The sequence below is a fragment of the Polaromonas sp. P1_F8 genome, from assembly GCF_056405635.1.
In genome coordinates, this window is sequence record NZ_JBFUBS010000005.1 from 1 (window position 1) to 20,443 (window position 20,443).

The window sequence follows — 20,443 nt, forward strand, 5'->3', positions numbered from 1 at the left end:
GCGCTCAGGCGGATCAGGGATCGCGATTGTCTGAGCCGAAGGCGAGTTCGAGCGAGACCCCGCCTGAGCCGAGCACCGCAGGTTGCCCCGTAGCGAAGCGCAGGGGACGCAGGAACCAGGGTCGCCTTTTCTTTGCTTACTTTCTTTTGGCGAAGCAAAAGAAAGTGAGTTGCCGCCGGGCAACCCCCGGCCAACAACCCTCAGCAAAAAGCACTCCCATCAAGACACCCCAGGACAGGTCGAGCCAGGATCGGAAAGCAAGGCCATGAACCTCTCCGAACCCTTCGTCCGCCGCCCGGTAGCCACTGTCCTCCTCACCATAGGCCTGGCCCTCGCAGGCATTGCCGCGTTCTTCGTGCTGCCGGTCTCACCGCTGCCGCAAGTGGATTTCCCGGTGATCTCGGTCAGCGCCTCGTTGCCGGGGGCCAGTCCCTCCACCATGGCCAGCAGTGTGGCGACGCCGCTGGAGCGGCGCCTCGGCGTGATCGCGGGTGTCAACGAGATGACGTCCAACAGCAGCAACGGTTCAACCCGCGTCAGCCTGCAGTTTGACCTGAACCGCAAGATCGACGCGGCAGCGCGCGAGGTGCAGGCCGCCATCAACGCCTCACGCGCCGACCTGCCGGCCACGCTGCGCAGCAACCCGACCTACCGCAAGGCCAACCCGGCTTCGGCGCCTGTCATCATCCTGGCGCTCACGTCCAAGACGCGCTCACCGGGCCAAATCTATGACGAGGTCTCCAACCTTGTGCAGCAAAAAATTGCCCAGGTGCCGGGTGTCGGCGATGTGGAACTCGGCGGCGGCTCGTTGCCGGCGGTGCGCGTGGAACTGCTGCCGTTTGCACTCAACCGCTATGGCGTCGCCATGGAAGACGTGCGTGCAGCCCTGCAGGCATCGAACGCCAACCGGCCCAAGGGTGCGATCGAAGGCAACGGCCAGCGCTTCCAGATCTATTCGGGCTCCAACACCGCCAGCGGCGGGCTCAAGGCCGTCGACTACCGCAATCTCGTCGTAGCCTGGCGCAACAACGCCGCCATCCGGCTGCAAGACGTGGCCGAGGTGCAGGACGGTGTGGAGAACATCAACACGCTCGGTCTTTTCAACGGCGAGCCCGCCGTGATCGTGCTGGTCACGCGCCAACCCGATGCCAATGTGATTGCCACTGTCGACGGCGTCCGCGCCCTGATTCCCGAGTTGCAGGCCGCCTTGCCGCAGGACGTGCAGTTGCAGGTAGCCTCCGACAGCACCAACTCCATCCGTGCCTCGCTGCACGAGATCGAAGTCACGCTGCTGATTTCCATCGTGCTGGTGGTGCTGGTGGTCAGCGCCTTCCTGCGCAGCGCCCGTGCCACCATCATCCCGGCCGTGGCCACTGTCGTCTCCTTGCTGGGCACCTTCGGCGTGATGTACCTGCTGGGCTTTTCCCTCAACAACCTGAGCCTGATGGCGCTCACCGTGGCTACCGGTTTTGTGGTGGACGACGCCATCGTGGTGCTGGAAAACACCAGTCGGCACATCGAGGCCGGCATGGACCGTTTCAAGGCCGCGCTGCTGGGTGCGCGCGAAGTCGGCTTCACCGTGCTGTCGATCAGCCTGTCGCTGGTGGCCGTGTTCATACCACTGCTCTTCATGGGCGGGCAGGTAGGCCGGCTGTTCCGCGAGTTCGCGGTCACGCTGTCTGCTGCGGTGATGATCTCGCTCGTCATCTCGCTGACCACCACACCCATGATGTGCGCCTGGCTTCTGAGGCCTGATGCGCACGAGAAGAAGCCCGGGCGTTTTGCTTTTATGGCGCGCTGGTTCGAGCGCGCTTTCAACCGCATGCACCGCAGCTACGAAGTAAGCCTGGACTGGGCCCTGCACAGCAAATTGCTGGTGATGCTGATACTGGTGGCCGTGATCGGGCTCAACGGTTTTCTCTTTGTGAAGGCGCCCAAGGGCTTCTTTCCGCAACAGGACACCGGGCAGATCAACGGCGGCCTGCGTGCCGACCGCAGCATCTCATTTCAGGCGCTGCAGGCCAAGCTCAAGCAGCTGGTCGACATCATCCGTGCCGACCCGGCCGTGGACACGGTGGTGGGCTTTACCGGTGGTTCCCGCGCGGGCGGAGGCTTCATGTTCATCAACCTCAAGCCGGTGGGGCAACGCGACGTGGCTGGCCAGGCCGTGATTGCGAGGCTGCGCCCGCAGCTGGCACGGGTGACCGGGGTCAGCCTTTTCCTGAACCCCGTGCAGGACCTGCGCGGCGGCGGCCGCCAGACCAACTCGACCTACCAGTACACGCTCAAAAGCGACAACGCAGCCGACTTGCGTGTATGGGCCACACGCCTGGCCGATCAGATGAAACTGCAGCCCGCCCTGACCGACGTGGACACCGACCAGCAGGAAAACGGTGTGGAGACCATGGTCACGGTGGACAAGGAAAGCGCAGCACGCATGGGCATCAGCTCACGCGATGTGGACAACGCGCTCTATGACGGCTTCGGCCAGCGCCAGGTGGCCACGATATACGCCGAACTCAACCAGTACCACGTGATCATGGAAGTGGCGCCGCGCTACACCCGCAGCCCCGAGTCGCTGAAAGATATCTACGTGCCGGCCAAGGGGGCTGGAGGCAGCACAGCCAACAGCACCGGCACCCAGGCTGCAACCACGGTGGCCACCGCCACCTCTGTGGCCAATCCATCCCTGCGTGACTCTTCGTCGGGCCAGGTCCTGAGCGCCTCGGCCAGCACGATGGTGCCCCTGTCGGCCATCGCCACCTTCAGCGAAAACCCCACCGCCGCTTCGGTCAGCCACGAAGACGGCGAGCTTTCCACCACGGTTTCCTACAACCTCGCCGATGGCAGCACGCTGAGCGACGGCCAGGCCGCGGTGCACCAGGCGGAAGCCGACATCCGGCTGCCCAACAACGTGCGCGGCAGTTTTTCCGGCACGGCGCTCAATGCGCAGCAATCGCAAAACGAGCAGCCCCTCCTGATCCTCGCGGCGCTGGTGGTGATCTACATTGTGCTGGGCATCCTGTACGAAAGCCTGGTGCACCCCATCACGGTGTTGTCCACCCTGCCCTCGGCCGGTGTGGGCGCTGTGCTGGCCTTGCTGCTGTTCAAGCTGGATTTTTCCATCATCGCGCTGATCGGGCTGTTCCTGCTGATCGGCATCGTCAAGAAGAACGCCATCCTGATCATCGACTTCGCCCTGGAAGCCGCGCGGGCTCGTGGCCTTTCCGCGATTGAGGCTGTGCGCGAAGCCTGCCTGCTGCGCTTTCGCCCCATCCTGATGACCACGCTGGCCGCCATTCTGGGCGCGCTGCCGCTGGCCATCGGCTTCGGCGAAGGCGCCGAGCTGCGCCGACCGCTGGGCATCGCCATCATCGGCGGCCTGATCGCCAGCCAGCTGCTGACATTGCTCACCACACCGGTGGTCTATGTGCTGATGGACAAGCTGCGCCGGCGCAGTCCTTCCGAGCGCCAACTCAGCCGTCACCCGGACGAGTCCGATGCGCCGCCGCCCGGCGCCCCGCTCCAACTGCAATGACTGACAACGCCATGAAACACTTTTCCGACACTCACCCCGCATACCGTTCACGCTTTCAGCTTCGCCTGCTGTGCGCTGCGCTGGTGCTTGCCGTTGGCGGCTGCGCGGTCGGCCCCGACTACCAGCGCCCGGCCACGGTCGACGTGAGCACCTACAAGGAAGCGCAAGGCTGGGTCGCGGCAATGCCCGCCGATACGTTGGAGCGCGGCCCGTGGTGGTCACTCTTCAAGGACCCGGTACTGGACCAGCTGGCATCGCGTGTGGAAGTGTCCAACCAGAACGTGGCGGTGGCTGTTGCCGCCTACGCGCAGGCGCGCGCCCTGGTGCGCGAGCAACGGGCATCGCTGTTCCCGACGGTTTCGCTGGATGGCAGCGCCAGCCGCTCGGGCAGCAGTAGCAGCAGCACGACGGGCAACAATGTCGGTGGCCGCGTGGGCAACAACTACCAGCTCAGCATTGGCGGCAGCTGGGAACCCGATGTATGGGGCCGCCTGGGCCGCACCGTGGACGGCGCGAAAGCCAGCGAACAGGCAAGCGCCGCCGACCTGGCTTCGGCCAAACTGTCGGCGCAGGGTGAACTGGCGACCAATTATTTGTCCTTGCGCCAGACAGACGCACAAAAGGCGCTGCTCAAGGACACGATTGACGGCTACAAGCGCGCGCTGGACATCACGCAGAACCGCTACAACGCCGGCATTGCCGCCAAAACCGATGTGCTGCAGGCGCAAACACAGCTGGCCAACGCGCAGGCCGACGACGCCGGCCTGGTGCGCCAGCGCGCCCAGCTGGAGCACGCCATCGCGGTGCTGGTCGGCGAAGCACCTGGCAATTTTTCGATTGCCCCTGTGGCCTGGAACCCTTCAGTGCCTGACGTGCCGGTCGGCATACCGTCCGAGCTGCTGCAGCGCCGCCCCGACATTGCCGCCGCCGAACGCCGCGTGGCCTCTGCCAATGAACAGATCGGCATCGCCAAGAGTGCTTATTACCCCAGCCTGTCGCTGAGCGCATCGGCCGGCCAGGGCGCCAGCCGGGTGGCGGACCTCTTCAAGGCTTCCAGCAGCGTCTGGTCCATCGGCATCTCGGCCGCGCAAGTCCTCTTCAATGCGGGAGCCACCGGCGCACGCGTGGAAGGCGCCGAGGCATCCCACCAGCAGGCAGTGGCGCGCTACCGCCAGGCCGTGCTGGCCGCCTTCCAGGACGTGGAAGACCAGCTGTCGGCTACACGCGTGCTGCTGACCCAGCAGGAACTGCGCCGCCAGGCGTCACAGGCCGCCGACCAGGTCGAGCAGCAGGTGCTCAACCGCTACCGTAGCGGCCAGGTGAGCTACACCGAAGTCATCACCGCCCAGGCCACCGCGCTGAGCGCGCGCCGCGCACTGGTGCAAGCCATGGCCGACCGCCAGACCACGGCGGTGGCGCTGATTCAGTCGCTGGGCGGGGGTTGGCAAACGGGGCAATAAATTGCATGACCCAGCGGACCCAACAGCGTGCCGCGTTTATGCGGTGTGTTAAAGCGCCTGGCCATCAGAACAGCTCAGGCCACCGCAACCGTGTATGGTGTCCCTGGGCAAAGCTTGCGGCATGCTCACCACTCCCGTTAGCGGGTCGTAGCCAATACCGCGCAGATGCAGGGCCAGCGCGGCATCCATGGTCTGCGCATGCTGCGGAAACCACAGAGCGAGCTCCCTTGCCATATGGCGCAAAGACGTGAGATCCCCGGCGTGGGCCATGAGCAAGCCTTCTCGCATGACCTGCAGCACCACCTTGTGCTGCACGGTGTGGCAATTGGAGGATGAAAACCGCGTGTCCAGCATCCACCGGTCTTCGCGCCTGAAGTGCTCATCGGTGTGGTCCACCAACGCTCGCCAGTGGCCCGGCAACGCATCATCCGCCGCGTTTTCTGCCAGCGCAAAACTGGACAAACTCCCGGTGAGTGTCATCCATGAGGGGGAGTCCGAGCACGAGGGCGTCTGACCATTGAAGATTCGGCATGTGTGCTTCCAATGTTGGCAATACGCCAAGCGTAAGCAATGGCACGGGGCAAAAGCTTGATCCAGGTCATGGAGTGTTCATCCATGACCACGCACGCCGATTTCAATTTCTGTTCTTCGCCGGCATTGACGACATACTTCATAGCGGCCGGCACTCACTCCCTGGACCAGGGTCCGAAATTTTCCGGAAATTTCCCTGCAGCGGATTGCCATCGGCCTCCGGCGGCTATTTCTGGTGCAGCGCCGCCAGGAAAAACCGTGCCGCGTCGCTCATCGGCCTGTCCTTGCGGGTGATGGAACCAAACGCTTCCATCTTGTGCTGGATAAAGCAGGGGAGGACCTTCAGCAGACCGTGCCGGGCGTAGTGGTCGGCAATCGACTGCGGCATGACGCCCACCATGTCGGTTTCGGCAATCAGGTTGGTTGTCGTGAGGATGGACGCGGTTTCGATCAGGCCCTTGGGTGTGGGCGCCTGCAGCATGCGGAACTCCTGCTCCAGCACCTCACGCATCGGGCTACCCTTGGGCTGCAGTATCCACGGGTAGTCCAGCAGGCTGGCAAACTTCACCGCCTTCTTTTGCCCCAGCGGATGGTGCACCCCCGCCACCACCGCCAGCGCCTCGTTTTCAAGCGGGGTGAAGGCGTAGTCCGCCCGGTGCTCGTCGCGAATGCGCCCGATGGCAACGTCGAGCACGCCTTCGCGCAGCAGCTCGAACAGCCGGTCGCTGGTGTCCAGCATGACGTCGACCGACAGCAGCGGGTAGGCTTTTTTCAGCGCGATGATGGCTTGCGTGAGCAAATTCGGCGAAGGCGCCATGATGCTGCCGACCGACACCCGCCCCGAGCTCCCCAGCTGCAGTTCGGCCAGTTCACGCGTCATGGACTCGACCGAACCGCGCATGCCGCGGAAATAACGCAGCACGCTGGCACCGGCCGGCGTGAGCTTTTGCCCACGCCCCACCCGCTCGAACAGGCGCTGGCCCAGGGCGGACTCCAGCTCCTGGATCATCTTGGTGGCGGCCGGCTGTGTCATGCCCAGTTCCGCGGAGGCTTTGCGCAAGGTACCGTGTTCGCCTACAGCCAGGATAAGGGCCACCTGCCGCATGCGCAGGCGGTTGAGAAGCTGGGGAATCAGTGAGGGGTTGGGCATGTTGGCTGGTCAATTCGATTGATAACCATAGATTATCAAATAATCATGGATTTTCAATTTACGTTAACTGTTGTCTTCCCTACTATCACCGCATTGATTCATAACGATGACGGAGACAACCATGAAATATTTGCCTGCCCTGCTGGCAGCGGCCTGCACATTGGCCACCCACGCCCCGCTATTTGCACAAGACTGGCCGGCCAAGCCCGTGCGCATTCTGGTGGGCTCTGCCCCGGGCGGCGGCACAGACGCGATGGCCCGCGCCGTAGCGGACCGGCTCGGCCCCCTTCTCAAGCAGCCGGTCGTGGTGGAAAACCGCCCCGGCGCGTCCAACACGCTGGCGGCCGACCTGACGGCCAAGGCCACCGACGGCCATACCCTGCTGATGGGCGTCTCGACCGCGCATGCGATTGCGCCGCACCTACTGAAACTCGGCTACGACAACAACAAGGATCTGGTGCCCGTGGTGTTTGTCGGCGCGGTGCCCAATGTGCTGGTGGTCAACAACGCCCTGCCGGTAGATTCGGTGCAGTCGCTCATCAAGCTGGCCAAGTCAAAGCCTGGACAGCTCAATTACGCCACCAGCGGCTCGGGCAGCACGCAACACATCGCGGCAGAGCTCTTCAAGGACCAGGCCGGCGTTTTCATCACGCACATCCCCTACCGCGGCAGCGGCCCGGCGCTGATCGACCTCGTCGGCGGGCAGGTGCAGCTGAGCTTTGACACCATGCCCTCGGTGATCGGCCAGATCAAGAACGGCCGCATCAAACCATTGGCGGTGGCCAGCGCCAAACGCAACCCGCAGCTTCCCAATGTGCCGACCATGGCGGAAGCCGGCGTGAAGGGTGTCGAGATGAGCGCCTGGTACGGCATCTACATGCCGGCAGCCACGCCCAAGGCGGTGCAGGAGCGCGTCTACGCCGAAGTCACAAAGGTCCTGGCCATGCCCGAAACACAAACCCGCCTGGGCGCCATCGGCGCGGACCTGACGCCGATGACGCAGGCGCAGTTCGCGCAATTTCATAATGACGAAAACAAGCGCTATGGTGACCTGATTGCCAAGAAAAACATCAAGCTGGACTGATTTTGATGATCCTGAACAAGGGAAAGATGCCATGAGCAAGCAGCAGACAGCAGAACCGGTGCCTGTCGTCGCCCTGACACTGGGCGACGCGGCCGGCATAGGCCCCGAGCTGATTGCCCGGCTGCTGAGTCAGCCCGGCATCACGGCGGGCGCCAATATCGTGCTGGTGGGCGATGCCTGGCTCTGGCAGCAAGGCCAGGACATCGCCAACCAGGCGGTGTCCACGCAGGCCGTGACCAGCCTGGCCGAAGTGCGTCGCCGCGCCGACACCCGCCTGCCGGCCTTCCTGGCCACAGACACGATTCAGCCAGCGCAAGTACAGCGCAGCCAGGCGCAAGCCGCCTGCGGCGCCGCAGTGCTGCAGGTACTCAACCTCTGCATGGACGGCGCCAAATGCGGTGAGGTTGACGCCATCTGTTTCGCCCCGTTGAACAAACAGGCCATGAAGCTGGGTGGCCTGAAGCATGAAGACGAGCTGCACCACTTTGCCGAATACCTGGGCGTGACCGGATATTTCTGCGAGTTCAATACCCTGGGCGACTTGTGGACCGCGCGTGTGTCTTCGCACATTCCGCTGAAAGACGCAGCGGCCATGCTCAGCAAGGAGCGCATCGTCGACGCGACCCGCTTGATTTACGCATCGCTCAAGGCCAGCGGCAACAACAGCCCCAAAGTAGCGGTGGCGGCGTTCAACCCACATGGTGGCGACGGCGGTGTCTGCGGCCGCGAAGAAATCGACATCATCGAACCGGCGGTGGCCGAACTGCGAGCCGGCGGCGTGCCGGTAGACGGCCCCTTCCCGGCCGACACCATCTTCCTGAAAGCGCAGGCCGGCCAGTACCAGGCCATCGTCACCATGTACCACGACCAGGGCCAGATCGCCATCAAGCTCATGGGCTTCAGCAAGGGCGTCACCGTGCAGGGTGGCCTGCCGGTGCCCATCACCACGCCGGCGCATGGCACAGCGTATGACATCGCCGGCCAGGGCGTGGCCAACGTCAACGCCACGCTCAACGCTTTTCGCATCGCCTGCCGCATGGGAGGACGCCTGGCGGCGCCTCCCCAAAGGGAGTAATACGGCTCACCCCACCCCAACCCTCCCCTTCCAGGGAGGGCTCGAAAGATTCATCTCACACAGGACTTTTAAATGAAAATCAAATCAGTTCGCGCACGTGTATTCGAGTGGAAAGGCAAAACCGTTCCACCCCAAGGCAACTTCTGCTCCAACGCCATGGACCTCGTTTACTCCAAGACGGAGTCGATGAGCACCTTCCGCTTTCACTCCTGGACGGTGGTCGAAATTGAAACCGACGACGGCATCGTTGGCCTGGGCAACGTGGCGCTGGCGCCGCATATCGCCAAAGCGATCATCGACCAGTACCTCACGCCGCTGGTGCTGGGCCAAGACCCCTGGGATTACGAATACCTGTGGCAGCGCATGTACCGCAGCACGCATGCCTGGGGCCGCAAGGGCGTGACCATGGCTGCTATCTCCGCAGTGGACCTGGCGATCTGGGACATCCTGGGCAAGTCGGTGAACAAGCCGGTGTTCAAGCTGCTGGGCGGCCGCACCAAGGAAAAGATCCCCTGCTACTACTCCAAGCTCTACCGCACCGACACCAAGGCCATGCAGGACGAGGCGCAGAAATACCTGGACCAGGGCTTCACCATGTTCAAGTCGCGCTTTGGCTACGGCCCGGCGCACGGCACCAGGGGCGTTTCTGAAAACCTCAAGGCGGTCGAAGCGATACGCGAAGTCATCGGCTATGACAACGACCTGATGATGGAGTGCTACATGGGCTGGAACCTCGAATACGCCAAGCGCATGTTGCCCAAGCTCGAGAAACTTCAGTTGCGCTGGCTCGAAGAACCCGTGATTGCCGACGACATCGACGGCTATGCCGAACTCAACCAGCTCACCAGCATCCCGATCTCGGGCGGCGAGCATGAGTTCAGCCTCTACGGCTTCAAACAGCTGCTGGACAAAAAAGCCGTGTCGGTCGTGCAGTACGACACCAACCGCGTGGGCGGCATCACGGCAGCGCACAAGATCAATGCGCTGTGTGAGGCCTACAGCGTGCCGGTGATACCGCATGCCGGGCAGATGCACAACTACCACCTGACGATGAGCACCCTCGCCTCGCCCATGAGCGAGTACTTTCCGATGTTCGATGTGGAAGTCGGCAACGAGCTGTTCTATTACATCTTTGACGGCGAACCTGTGGCGGAGAACGGCTTCCTGCAACTCGACGACAACAAGCCCGGCCTGGGCCTGACGATGAAGACCGAGTTCCTCAAAGACTTCAACATCGTCGAATGAGCCGCATGAAAGCAACAAGCAGCGGTAAAAGATATGCCGGCGTGTTCCCGGTCGTGCCCACCACTTTCACCGATGCAGGCGAGCTCGACCTGCAAAGCCAGAAGCGCTGTGTTGACTTCATGATCGATGCGGGCTCGACGGGCCTGTGCATCCTCGCCAACTTCTCCGAGCAATTCGTGCTGTCCGATGATGAGCGTGAAGTCCTCACCGCCACCATCCTCAAGCACGTGGCTGGCCGCGTGCCGGTGATTGTGACGACCACGCATTTCGGCACGCGGGTGTGTGCCGAACGCAGCCGGCGCGCGCAGGACCTGGGCGCGACCATGGTCATGGTCATGCCGCCGTACCACGGCGCCACCATCCGCGTGACGGAAGAAAAGACTTATGAGTTCTTCGCCACGCTGTCGGCCGCCATTGACATTCCCATCATGGTCCAGGACGCACCTGTCAGCGGCACCACCCTGTCGGCAACCTTCCTGGCACGCATGGCCAAAGAGATCCGCAATGTGGCCTACTTCAAGATCGAAACGCCGGGTGCGGCCTCCAAGCTGCGCGAGCTGATCCGCCTGGGCGGCGATGCGGTTGAAGGCCCATGGGACGGCGAAGAAGCCATTACCCTGCTACCCGACCTGGAAGCCGGCGCCACCGGTGCGATGACGGGTGGCGGCTACCCGGACGGCATTCGCAGGATCATGGATGCATGGGTCGCCGGCAAGCGGGATGAAGCCATTGCCGAGTACACCCGCTGGTTGCCGCTGATCAACTATGAAAACCGCCAGGGCGGTATCTTGACGGCCAAGGCCTTGATGAAGGAAGGCGGCGTGATCGCCTGCGAGGCGCCGCGCCACCCGTTTCCCGCCATGCACCCTGAGGTTCGCAAGGGGTTGATCGCCACCGCACAGCGGCTGGACCCGCTGGTGCTACGCTGGGACAGGTAAACGGCTTTGGCCGGCCTCTTCACGCGTTCTCTCTCTCTTTTTCTCTCTCTGTTTCCTTTCAGGCTCCCCCATCTTCAGGACATCCATGCCCCTTCGGGAAACACTCTTGCTGGTGCAGAAATGCGCCCATACCTTCAGCTTTTACGACCTGGCTACCGGCCTGGCGGAAGAACACATCGTCTTGCCCAACTTTCCGCACGAGTTCACGGTAGATCCAGTGCGCCGGCTTGCATACGTAGGCCACTATGGCATCGAAACCGCCAGCCACCTGGGGGACGCAGGCGGGCATTCGGTCTTTGTGATTGACCTGGACAAACGCGAGCATGTGGCCACGCTGAACCTGTGGCCGTATTACCGGCCGCATGGCTTGACAGTGGACGGCCAGGGCCGCCTGTTCGTGATGTCTGAGGCGCACAACGTGTTGCTGCGCTTCTCGGATCCAGCAAAGGTGCATGTACCGGACCTGGCTGTGTCTTCGGGCGGCTACAAGACCCACCTGTTTGCGCTGACGAAAGATGCACAGACGGCTTATGCGCTGAACCTGCTGTCGAACACCGTCACCAAAATCAAGCCGAATGATCCGACCTTCGCACCGGTCGCGATGATGCCGGGCCCCGTGCCCGAAGGCAATGTGCTGTCGGGTGACGAATCGCTGCTGTACGTAGCCAACCGCGGCGACGACACCATCGTCGCCGTCGACACGGCCAGCATGAAAGTCGTGGCGTCGGGCAAGACACGGCGCGACCCCAACCGGGTCTACCGCTTCCGGGGCGCGCAAGGCCAGGACCTGCTGCTCACCACCAACTCGGGCGAGCATTCGCTGTCGATATTCGGCCTGGACCTGCAGGAGCAGCGCTGCTTTGCCTTGCCCAGCAACCCGCTGGCCTTGTCGTTTCACCCGGTGGACCGGGCGGTCTATATCTCATTTCAGGACGAGACGGTGCGCCGCCTCAATCTGGACAGCTTTGCGTTCGAGCAGGAAATCAGGACGCTGCGTGAGCCGGATTCGTCCTACGTCTGGCGGCATTGATTCAGCAAGGTCTGTATCCACTCCCGGTTCATGAAGAGCACAGGCACATCGCCCACCTCACTGTCCGCACCTGTGAAGGCGTTTATAGGGCCCGTCGTCGACGCCCATCACCACCTGTGGGACCTGTCGAAAGGCCACTACCCCTGGTTGCAGGAAGCGTACGATCCTGGCGCCTTCTTCCTCGGCGACTACCGGCCGATTTGCCGGGATTTCCTCGCAACGGACTACCGGGCCGCTGTAGGGCCTTGCGACGTGGTGGCAACTGTGCATGTGGAAGCCGAGCGCAGCCGCCTTGAGCAGGTTGCAGAAACTGCATGGCTGCATGAGGTCAACGCCAGGCACGGGTTTCCGAATGCCATCGTGGCGCACGCCTGGTTTGACCGGCCTGATAGCGAGGAATGCCTCCTCGCGCAGTCGCAGTTTCCGCTGGTGCGCGGCATCCGCAGCAAACCCGTCACATCTGCCGCAGCGGACCAAAGCGTCAAAGGGCAAGCGGGCACCATGCAACACGAAGACTGGCTGCGCGGCTTTTCATTGCTGGAGAAGTATGGCCTGCGGTGGGACCTGCGCGTGCCCGCCTGGCACCTGCCTGAAGCGGCTACCGTGGCAGCCATGTTTCCGGAAGTTCCCATCGCCCTGAACCACCACGGCTTCGCCTGGGACCGCAGCGAAGAAGGCCTCAAACGCTGGCGCGGCTGGATGGAAACGCTGGCGCTGCAGGAAAACGTACACGTCAAGCTTTCCGAGTTCGGCCTGCGCGGCCAGCCCTGGGACTGGCACGAAAACGCGCGCATCGTGCGCGAGACGGTTGCCATTTTCGGCTGGCAGCGTTGCATGTTTGCCAGCAATTTTCCGGTGGCAAGCCTGCGCATAAACTATCCGGACCTGGTTGGCAGTGTGGCCGGCATGCTGGACCACCTGCCGGCAAACCAGCAACATGCGATGATGTGCGATAACGCCCTGCGTTTCTATGCGATTGATGTGGCGTCGCCTGTGGCACCCCCACAACCTGCGCGCCCTCTCGCCCCTGATCAACCCTGATTTCTTCTGGAGCCACCTCATGACCACCAAACACGACAACCTCATCGCCGGCCAATGGCTGGCCGGCAGCAGCTACAGCCCCAACCTGAACCCCAGCAATCTCGCTGACGTGATCGGCGAGTACACGCAGGCCGACGCCGCAGGGCTGGATGCCGCCGTACAGGCCGCGCAGGCCGCCTTTCCGGCATGGTCTACCTCGGGCATCCAGGCCCGTTCCGATGCGCTCGACAAGATCGGCACTGAAATCCTGGCGCGCCGCGAAGAGCTGGGCACCCTGCTCTCGCGCGAAGAAGGCAAGACCAAACCCGAAGGCATTGGCGAAGCCACCCGCGCGGGCCACATTTTCAAATTCTTTGCCGGCGAATGCCTGCGCCTGGGCGGTGAAACCATGCCGTCGGTTCGCCCGGGCATCGGCGTGGAAATCACGCGTGAACCCGTGGGCGTCGTCGGCCTGATCACGCCGTGGAATTTCCCCATCGCCATCCCGGCCTGGAAGATTGCGCCGGCGCTGGCCTTCGGCAATTGCGTGGTGCTCAAGCCGGCAGACCTGGTTCCAGGCAGTGCCTGGGCCCTGGCCGAAATCATCTCGCGCTCAGGTATTCCGGCGGGCGTGTTCAACCTGGTGATGGGGCCCGGCCGCGTCATCGGCGATGCGCTGGTCAACCATCCGGGCGTCAATGCCATCAGCTTTACCGGCTCGGTCGGCGTGGGCAGCCGCATTGCTGAGGTTTGCGCGAAAAACCTCAAGAAGGTGCAGCTCGAAATGGGCGGCAAGAACCCGCAGGTCATCCTGGACGACGCCGACCTGACCCAGGCCGTGGAACTCAGCGCACAAAGCGCTTTTTACTCCACCGGGCAACGCTGCACGGCATCAAGCCGCCTCATCGTGACCGAAGGCATTTACCCTGCTTTCGTCAAGGCGCTGCACGAACGCATGGCCCGCATCAAGGTGGGCGACGCCCTGACTGCCGGAACCGACATCGGCCCGGTTTCTTCACAAGCCCAGCTGGAGCAGGACTTAAGCTACATCGCCATCGGCCAGCAGGAAGGCGCGACCTTGTCATTTGGCGGCGACCGGGTACGTTGCCACTCTGGCAGCGGCGCCGAAGGCTACTTCATGACGCCGGCGCTTTTCAGTGAAAGCACCGCCGGCATGCGCATCAACCGCGAAGAAATTTTCGGCCCGGTGGCCAGCGTCATCCGGGTAAAGGACTACGAAGCCGCGCTGGCCACCGCGAATGACACGCCATTTGGCCTGTCGGCCGGCATCGCCACCACCAGCCTCAAATACGCGACCCACTTCAAGCGCCACAGCCAGGCCGGCATGGTCATGGTCAACCTTCCGACGGCAGGCGTGGACTACCACGTACCGTTTGGCGGCCGCAAAGGATCCAGCTACGGCCCGCGTGAGCAAGGCAAGTATGCGCAGGAGTTTTTCACAACGGTGAAGACGGCGTATACGCTGGCTTGAACATGGCACCGTTGATGCGGATGACACCGTCGTTCAAAGTGCTGCTGGCACTGACGGCGGCCTATTTCCTCACCAGTTTCGGGCACTTCAGCCACAACGCCGAGTTCATTTGCGAGTACCCAAACCTGCCGGCTTGGCTTACGCGCGCGCAGGTCTATGCGGTGTGGGCGGCGATCACTTCCGTAGGGGCGTTGGGGTTGCTATTGATTCGCAAAAAATTGATGGCCATCGGCTTGGCGCTGATGGCCGTCTATGCGGCTCTGGGCTTTGACGGCCTGGGCCACTATGCCCTGGCCCCCATTGAGTTACACCCTTTGATAGCCAACGTGACGATTCTTTCGGAAGTCGTCGCTGCCGCGCTTTTGTTGCCGGTAGTGCTTTGGCTGCTGGGATCGCACATGCTTCGCGGTCAAAGAGCGAATCAACAAGCATGACTGCACCAATCAATTTTGTAGATGCCGCGACTTGGGTGAAACACTTCGCACGCTGGATCGCTATCGATTTAATAGCTGCTTGCGCCCGGCCTTAAAGGGTTTCAGCCACTATTTTCCTGAATAAATCGCTCAGGACCGCACCGTATCCGCCACCCGCTCGGCACAGCTTTTTGCTTGGGCGGCATCGCGCGCCTCGACCATCACACGCAGCAACGGCTCGGTGCCACTGGCACGAATCAACAGGCGTCCGGTGTCGCCCAGTTCGGCCTCCACCGTCTTGGTCATGTCGGCCAGCGCCTTGCTGCCCTTCCAGTCCTGGTCGGGCTTGAGGCGCACATTGACCAGTGTCTGCGGGAACAACACCACATCGCTTAGCAGCTGGGCCAAAGTTTTCTTGCTGCGCACACACGCCTGCAATACCTGCAGCGCGCTGATGAGGCCGTCACCGGTGGTGTGCTTGTCGAGTGCCAGCAGGTGGCCCGAACCCTCACCCCCCAGCAGCCAGCCACGCTTTTCAAGCTCCTCGAGCACGTAGCGGTCGCCAACCTTGGCGCGTACAAATTCCACGCCTTTGGCCTTCAACGCGACTTCCACGGCCATATTGGTCATCAGGGTGCCCACGGTGCCGGGTACTTTCTCACCGCGCGCCAGCCGTTCGTTGACCATCAGGTACAGCACCTCGTCGCCGTTGAAGAGCCGGCCTTCGGCGTCCACAATCTGCAGCCGGTCGGCGTCGCCGTCCAGCGCAATGCCGTAGTCCGCCTTGCTGGCCTTGACCTTGGCGATCAGAGCCTCGGGGTGCGTCGCACCGACTTCGTGGTTGATGTTGAGGCCGTCGGGTGCGCAGCCGATGGCAATGACTTCAGCACCCAGTTCATGGAACACCATGGGGGCGATGTGATAGGCCGCACCGTGGGCGCCGTCGACCACGATCTTCAGGCCACGCAGCGTCAGGTCATTGGCAAAGGTGCTTTTGCAGAACTCTGTGTAGCGCCCTGCCGCATCATCAAGACGGCGGGCTTTGCCCAAAGTCGCAGAATTGGCCCAGACGGGTGGCTCGTCGAGCGCAGCTTCCACGGCCAGTTCCCAGGCATCATCGAGCTTGGTGCCCTGCGCGCTGAAAAACTTGATGCCGTTGTCAGGGTAGGCGTTGTGGCTCGCGCTGATGACGACACCCAGGCTGGCGCGCTGGGCCCGCGTGAGGTAGGCCACACCCGGCGTAGGCAAGGGGCCGAGCAGCACCACATCGACACCGGCGGAGTTAAAGCCGGACTCCAGCGCGCTTTCCAGCATGTAGCCGGAAATGCGGGTGTCCTTGCCGATCAGCACCGTAGGGCGGGATTCGGTCTTGCGAAGGACCCGGCCGACCGCGTGCGCAAGCCGTAAGACGAAGTCGGGCGTGATGGGCGGCTGGCCCACCGTTCCGCGAATGCCGTCGGTGCCGAAGTATTTTCTGGTCATGGAGTTTTGTCCCTGTGGAGCTTGTTGTTCTTGAAACAGGGGCCTATTTTAGGTGTGCCCGTACAGCCCTTTGTCAGTCAAAGCCGCCATCTTTGCCGGATAGCGATAAAACTGCTAATGCGCTGCCATCCATACCTTCAGGGCCTGCACGGTCTCGCGCACATCATGCACACGCACAATACGGGCGCCGCGGTCCACCGCCAGCACGGCGGCCACCACGCTGGGCACCATGCGGTCGGTCACGTCGAGTTGGGCAACAGCAGCGAGCGAAGTGCTGGTCACGGCGGCCAAAGACGATTTGCGCGACCAGGCGGCCAGCAACGGATAGCCGGCAGCGAGGAATTCCTGCTGGCGCGCGAGCAATGCGAAATTCTGCGCCACGGTTTTGCCAAAGCCCACACCCACATCCAGCACGATGCGGGTTTTATCAACGCCGGCGGCCTGCAGGCCAGATGCGGCGCTTTCCAGAAAAGCCCTCACCTGCGGCACCACATCGCCCTCCATGGGAGCAACCTGCATGGTCTGCGGTTCGCGGTGCATGTGCATCAGGCAGACACCGCAATTCGGGTGCTGCGCCACCACCTGCACCGCACCTGGCTTGCGCAGGGCCCAGATGTCGTTGATGACATCGGCGCCCAGGTCGAGCACAGCCTGCATCACTTCAGGTTTGTACGTATCGACCGACAACGGCACACCGAGGCTGACCGCATGGCGAACCACCGGCAGCACCCGTTCAAGCTCTTCCTCCAGCGGTAGGGGCGGTGCGCCAGGCCGGCTTGATTCACCGCCAATGTCCAGCATGTGAGCGCCATCCCGGATCAATTTCTCACAATGAGCAAAGACGCCTGAAAAACCACCACCGAGGGTGAAATACCTGCCCCCATCCGAAAATGAGTCGGGCGTAACATTGACGATACCCATGACGCGCGGCTTTGACAGGTCAATCTGAAAGCGGGAGGTTTGCCAGATCATGGATGGATGTCCCGAAACGAATGAAGGGTTAAACCACAGGCCGGTACGCAATGCAATACCGCGCAACGAACGGTGCGTTGCCGAAGCCACACAAAGTGGCAAGCACAGGAGTCATGTTCTCCACCATGAAAAAACCGGGGACTGGCCCCGGTTGTGATGACTGCCTGGCAGTCGTCTTCATGCTTGTGGAGGAATCAGGCTACCGTAGGTGCCGGATCGGTACTGACAGCAGGTGTACCGCCGCTGGGGCCGCTACCGCCGCCTACCGACGAATTGCGCGGCGTCCAATCCTTGGGTGGCCGGGGTTCCTTGCCGGCCATGATGTCGTCCAGCTGGTCGCCGTCAATGGTTTCCCATTCGAGCAAGGCCTTGGCCATGGCATGCATCTTGTCCTGGTTGTCCTCGATCAGCTTGCGCGCCTGGGCGTACTGCTGGTCGATGATGCGGCGCACTTCACCGTCCACCTTTTGCAGGGTTGACTCGCTCATGTTGTTGGTCTTGGTGACCGAACGGCCCAAAAACACTTCGCCTTCATTTTCCGCGTACACCATGGGGCCCAGGGCCTCGGTCATGCCGTAGCGGGTCACCATGTCACGGGCCAGCGCTGTGGCACGTTCAAAGTCGTTGCTGGCGCCCGTGGTCATCTGGTTCATGAAGACTTCTTCGGCGATACGGCCGCCAAACAGCATGCTGATCTGGCTCAGCATGTACTCGCGGTCATAGCTGTAGCGGTCTTGCGCCGGCAGGCTCATCGTCACACCCAGGGCACGGCCGCGTGGGATGATGGTGACTTTGTGGACCGGGTCGCACTTGGGCAGCATCTTGCCGAGCAGCGCATGGCCAGACTCATGATAGGCCGTATTGCGGCGCTCTTCTTCGGGCATGACCATGCTCTTGCGCTCGGGGCCCATCAGTATCTTGTCTTTGGCTTTTTCGAAGTCCTGCATCTCGACGGTGCGCGCGTTGCGGCGTGCAGCCATCAGGGCGGCTTCGTTGCACAGGTTGGCCAGGTCAGCGCCCGACATGCCGGGCGTTCCGCGGGCAATAACCCCAGGGCTCACATCCTGGCCTAGCGGAACCTTGCGCATGTGCACGTTCAGGATCTGCTCGCGGCCGCGGATATCGGGCAGCGTCACATAGACCTGGCGGTCAAAGCGGCCAGGCCGCAGCAAGGCGGCGTCCAGGATGTCGGGGCGATTGGTGGCAGCCACCACGATCACGCCGACATTGGTTTCAAAGCCGTCCATCTCGACCAGCATCTGGTTCAGGGTCTGCTCGCGTTCGTCATTGCCGCCGCCCAGGCCAGCGCCGCGCTGGCGGCCGACGGCGTCGATTTCATCGATGAAGATGATGCAGGGCGCGTTTTTCTTGGCGTTGTCGAACATATCGCGCACGCGCGATGCGCCGACACCGACAAACATTTCAACGAAGTCAGAGCCGGAAATCGAGAAAAACGGAACCTTGGCTTCGCCGGCAATACTCTTGGCCAGCAGGGTTTTACCGGTGCCCGGAGGGCCGACCAGCAGCAAACCACGCGGAATGCGGCCGCCCAGTTTCTGGAATTTGGCGGGGTCTTTCAGGAAGTCGACCACTTCCTTGACCTCTTCCTTGGCCTCGTCGCAGCCCGCCACGTCAGCAAAAGTGACTGGATTGGTGGATTCATCGAGCAGGCGCGCCTTGGATTTACCGAAGCTGAAGGCCCCGCCCTTGCCGCCGCCCTGCATCTGCCGCATGAAATAAATCCACACGCCGATCAGCAGCAACATGGGGCCCCAGCTGATCAGCAGGGACGTGAGCAGGGAGGTTTCTTCGCGGGGCTTGACGTCAAACTTCACGTCGTTGGCGATCAGGTCGCCGACGAGGCCGCGGTCAAGGTAGGTTGCGGTGGTGCGAACCTTGCGATCATCCACCGTGGTGGCGGAAATCTCGGTGCCGCCCTGGCCTTCGGCGATGGTGGCCTGCTTGATGCGCTTGCCGCGCACTTCTTCCAGGAACTCGGAGTAACCCAGGTAGTTTGAGCTGGCGCTACCGCGTGGATCAAATTGCTTGAATACGGTAAACAGCACCATGGCGATAACCAGCCAGATTGCAATTTTGGAAAACCACTGATTGTTCAAGGACTACTCCGGTATAAGAACAAAAGTCACATGCGCCTGATTTTAGGCGTTTCAAGGGCAAAAACCGCGTAATCCCCTGCCAGCCCCTGGATTGAAGCGGGTTTAGGTGATTTTTGCCACCGTATCGCACTCATTGTGCAGCTTCGGCACGCCTCTTAAGCCCCCGGCCAATCAGGAAAATCTCGGACGATCCCGGTCGCGATGCCTTGGGTTTGAGGGGCTTCACCGTCTTGAAGGTGTCCTTGAAAAGCTTCACGAGCTGATCGTATCCGCTGCCGTGAAAAAGCTTCACCACCAGCGTGCCGTCCGGTTTCATCCGGTTCTGGGCAAAGTCCACGGCCAGCTCTATGAGGTGGGCAATCCGGGCCGCATCGGCCGATTCAATACCCGACAGGTTGGGCGCCATGTCCGAAATCACAAGATCGACCCGGATCTGCCCTTCGGACGAGGCCAGCGCCTGCTCCAGCTTCTGCAGCACCTCCGCCTCGCGGAAGTCGCCCTGGATAAAAGTCACCCCCTCGATCGGCTCCATGGGTAGCAGGTCCAGCCCGATGATGCGGCCATTGAGCTCCCCCGCCGCCGCGCCTGTGGGCGACAGCTTGCGCCTCACGTACTGGCTCCATGCCCCGGGCGTGCTACCGAGGTCGACCACACAGTCGCCCGGCCGGATCAGGCCGAAGGTTTCGTCAATTTCCTTCAATTTGTAAGCAGCCCGGGCACGGTAGCCCTCTTTCTGGGCCAATTTGACGTAGGGGTCGTTGATGTGGTCATGCAACCACGCCTTGTTGACCTTTTTCCCTTTCGCGCTGGCTTTCGATACGGCTTTGGCAGCGGCCTTCGCGTCGGTCTGGGTGCCGGGTTTGAAGTCGGTCTTGGCATTTACTTTCATGGGGTCT

15 protein-coding genes and 1 pseudogene are annotated in these 20,443 nt (G+C 62.3%); 10 read left to right on the forward strand and 6 right to left on the reverse strand.

What is annotated here, in order from left to right; all coding sequences use genetic code 11:
* Positions 1-265 precede the first annotated feature (265 nt).
* Positions 266-3,538, forward strand: coding sequence for an efflux RND transporter permease subunit (locus AC1D1J_RS17250; RefSeq protein ID WP_477695373.1), 3,273 nt, complete (start codon positions 266-268; stop codon positions 3,536-3,538).
* An 11-nt stretch (positions 3,539-3,549) separates the two neighbouring features.
* Positions 3,550-4,998: an efflux transporter outer membrane subunit gene (locus tag AC1D1J_RS17255; protein WP_457278711.1), complete on the forward strand. Its 1,449-nt coding sequence runs from the start codon at positions 3,550-3,552 to the stop codon at positions 4,996-4,998.
* Positions 4,999-5,046: 48 nt separating this feature from the next.
* Here the strand turns inward: AC1D1J_RS17255 and AC1D1J_RS17260 are convergent.
* Positions 5,047-5,530, reverse strand: a pseudogene (locus AC1D1J_RS17260) (hemerythrin domain-containing protein).
* A 225-nt stretch (positions 5,531-5,755) separates the two neighbouring features.
* Positions 5,756-6,679 (reverse strand): LysR family transcriptional regulator, encoded by a 924-nt coding sequence (locus AC1D1J_RS17265; RefSeq protein ID WP_477695374.1) that lies wholly within the window; start codon positions 6,677-6,679, stop codon positions 5,756-5,758.
* Between the two features lie 121 nt (positions 6,680-6,800).
* On the opposite strand from AC1D1J_RS17265, the gene AC1D1J_RS17270 reads away from it, so the two are divergent.
* The 8 genes from AC1D1J_RS17270 to AC1D1J_RS17305 all read left to right on the forward strand — a co-directional run bounded on the left by AC1D1J_RS17270 (position 6,801) and on the right by AC1D1J_RS17305 (position 14,997).
* The gene (locus AC1D1J_RS17270) at positions 6,801-7,763 is read left to right on the forward strand and encodes a Bug family tripartite tricarboxylate transporter substrate binding protein (RefSeq protein WP_477695375.1); all 963 of its coding nucleotides are present in this window, start codon (positions 6,801-6,803) and stop codon (positions 7,761-7,763) included.
* A gap of 31 nt (positions 7,764-7,794) precedes the next feature.
* Entirely contained in the window at positions 7,795-8,838 is a 1,044-nt protein-coding gene (locus tag AC1D1J_RS17275; RefSeq protein ID WP_477686581.1) for a 4-hydroxythreonine-4-phosphate dehydrogenase PdxA, read from the forward strand.
* 72 nt (positions 8,839-8,910) lie between these two features.
* Positions 8,911-10,083, forward strand: a complete 1,173-nt coding sequence (locus AC1D1J_RS17280) for an L-rhamnonate dehydratase (protein WP_477695376.1) — start codon at positions 8,911-8,913, stop codon at positions 10,081-10,083.
* A gap of 5 nt (positions 10,084-10,088) precedes the next feature.
* The gene (locus tag AC1D1J_RS17285; RefSeq protein WP_477686583.1) at positions 10,089-11,021 is read left to right on the forward strand and encodes a dihydrodipicolinate synthase family protein; all 933 of its coding nucleotides are present in this window, start codon (positions 10,089-10,091) and stop codon (positions 11,019-11,021) included.
* Positions 11,022-11,106: 85 nt separating this feature from the next.
* On the forward strand, positions 11,107-12,051 hold the full coding sequence (locus AC1D1J_RS17290; RefSeq protein WP_477695377.1) for a YncE family protein: 945 nt from the start codon (positions 11,107-11,109) through the stop codon (positions 12,049-12,051).
* 30 nt (positions 12,052-12,081) lie between these two features.
* The gene (locus AC1D1J_RS17295; protein WP_477695378.1) at positions 12,082-13,092 is read left to right on the forward strand and encodes an amidohydrolase family protein; all 1,011 of its coding nucleotides are present in this window, start codon (positions 12,082-12,084) and stop codon (positions 13,090-13,092) included.
* A gap of 19 nt (positions 13,093-13,111) precedes the next feature.
* On the forward strand, positions 13,112-14,563 hold the full coding sequence (locus AC1D1J_RS17300; RefSeq protein ID WP_477695379.1) for an aldehyde dehydrogenase family protein: 1,452 nt from the start codon (positions 13,112-13,114) through the stop codon (positions 14,561-14,563).
* Positions 14,564-14,565: 2 nt separating this feature from the next.
* Entirely contained in the window at positions 14,566-14,997 is a 432-nt protein-coding gene (locus AC1D1J_RS17305; protein WP_477695380.1) for a hypothetical protein, read from the forward strand.
* A 129-nt stretch (positions 14,998-15,126) separates the two neighbouring features.
* Here the strand turns inward: AC1D1J_RS17305 and glmM are convergent, their stop codons facing one another.
* From glmM to AC1D1J_RS17325, 4 genes are all read right to left on the reverse strand, one after another.
* Entirely contained in the window at positions 15,127-16,458 is a 1,332-nt protein-coding gene (gene glmM / locus AC1D1J_RS17310) for a phosphoglucosamine mutase (RefSeq protein ID WP_477695381.1), read from the reverse strand.
* Between the two features lie 114 nt (positions 16,459-16,572).
* Positions 16,573-17,430, reverse strand: coding sequence for a dihydropteroate synthase (gene folP / locus AC1D1J_RS17315; protein ID WP_477686590.1), 858 nt, complete (start codon positions 17,428-17,430; stop codon positions 16,573-16,575).
* Between the two features lie 194 nt (positions 17,431-17,624).
* Positions 17,625-19,547 carry an ATP-dependent zinc metalloprotease FtsH gene (gene ftsH / locus AC1D1J_RS17320; RefSeq protein ID WP_477686591.1) on the reverse strand — a complete coding sequence of 641 codons (1,923 nt, stop codon included), beginning with the start codon at positions 19,545-19,547 and terminating at the stop codon, positions 17,625-17,627.
* Between the two features lie 130 nt (positions 19,548-19,677).
* Positions 19,678-20,436: an RlmE family RNA methyltransferase gene (locus AC1D1J_RS17325; protein ID WP_477686592.1), complete on the reverse strand. Its 759-nt coding sequence runs from the start codon at positions 20,434-20,436 to the stop codon at positions 19,678-19,680.
* Positions 20,437-20,443 lie beyond the last annotated feature (7 nt).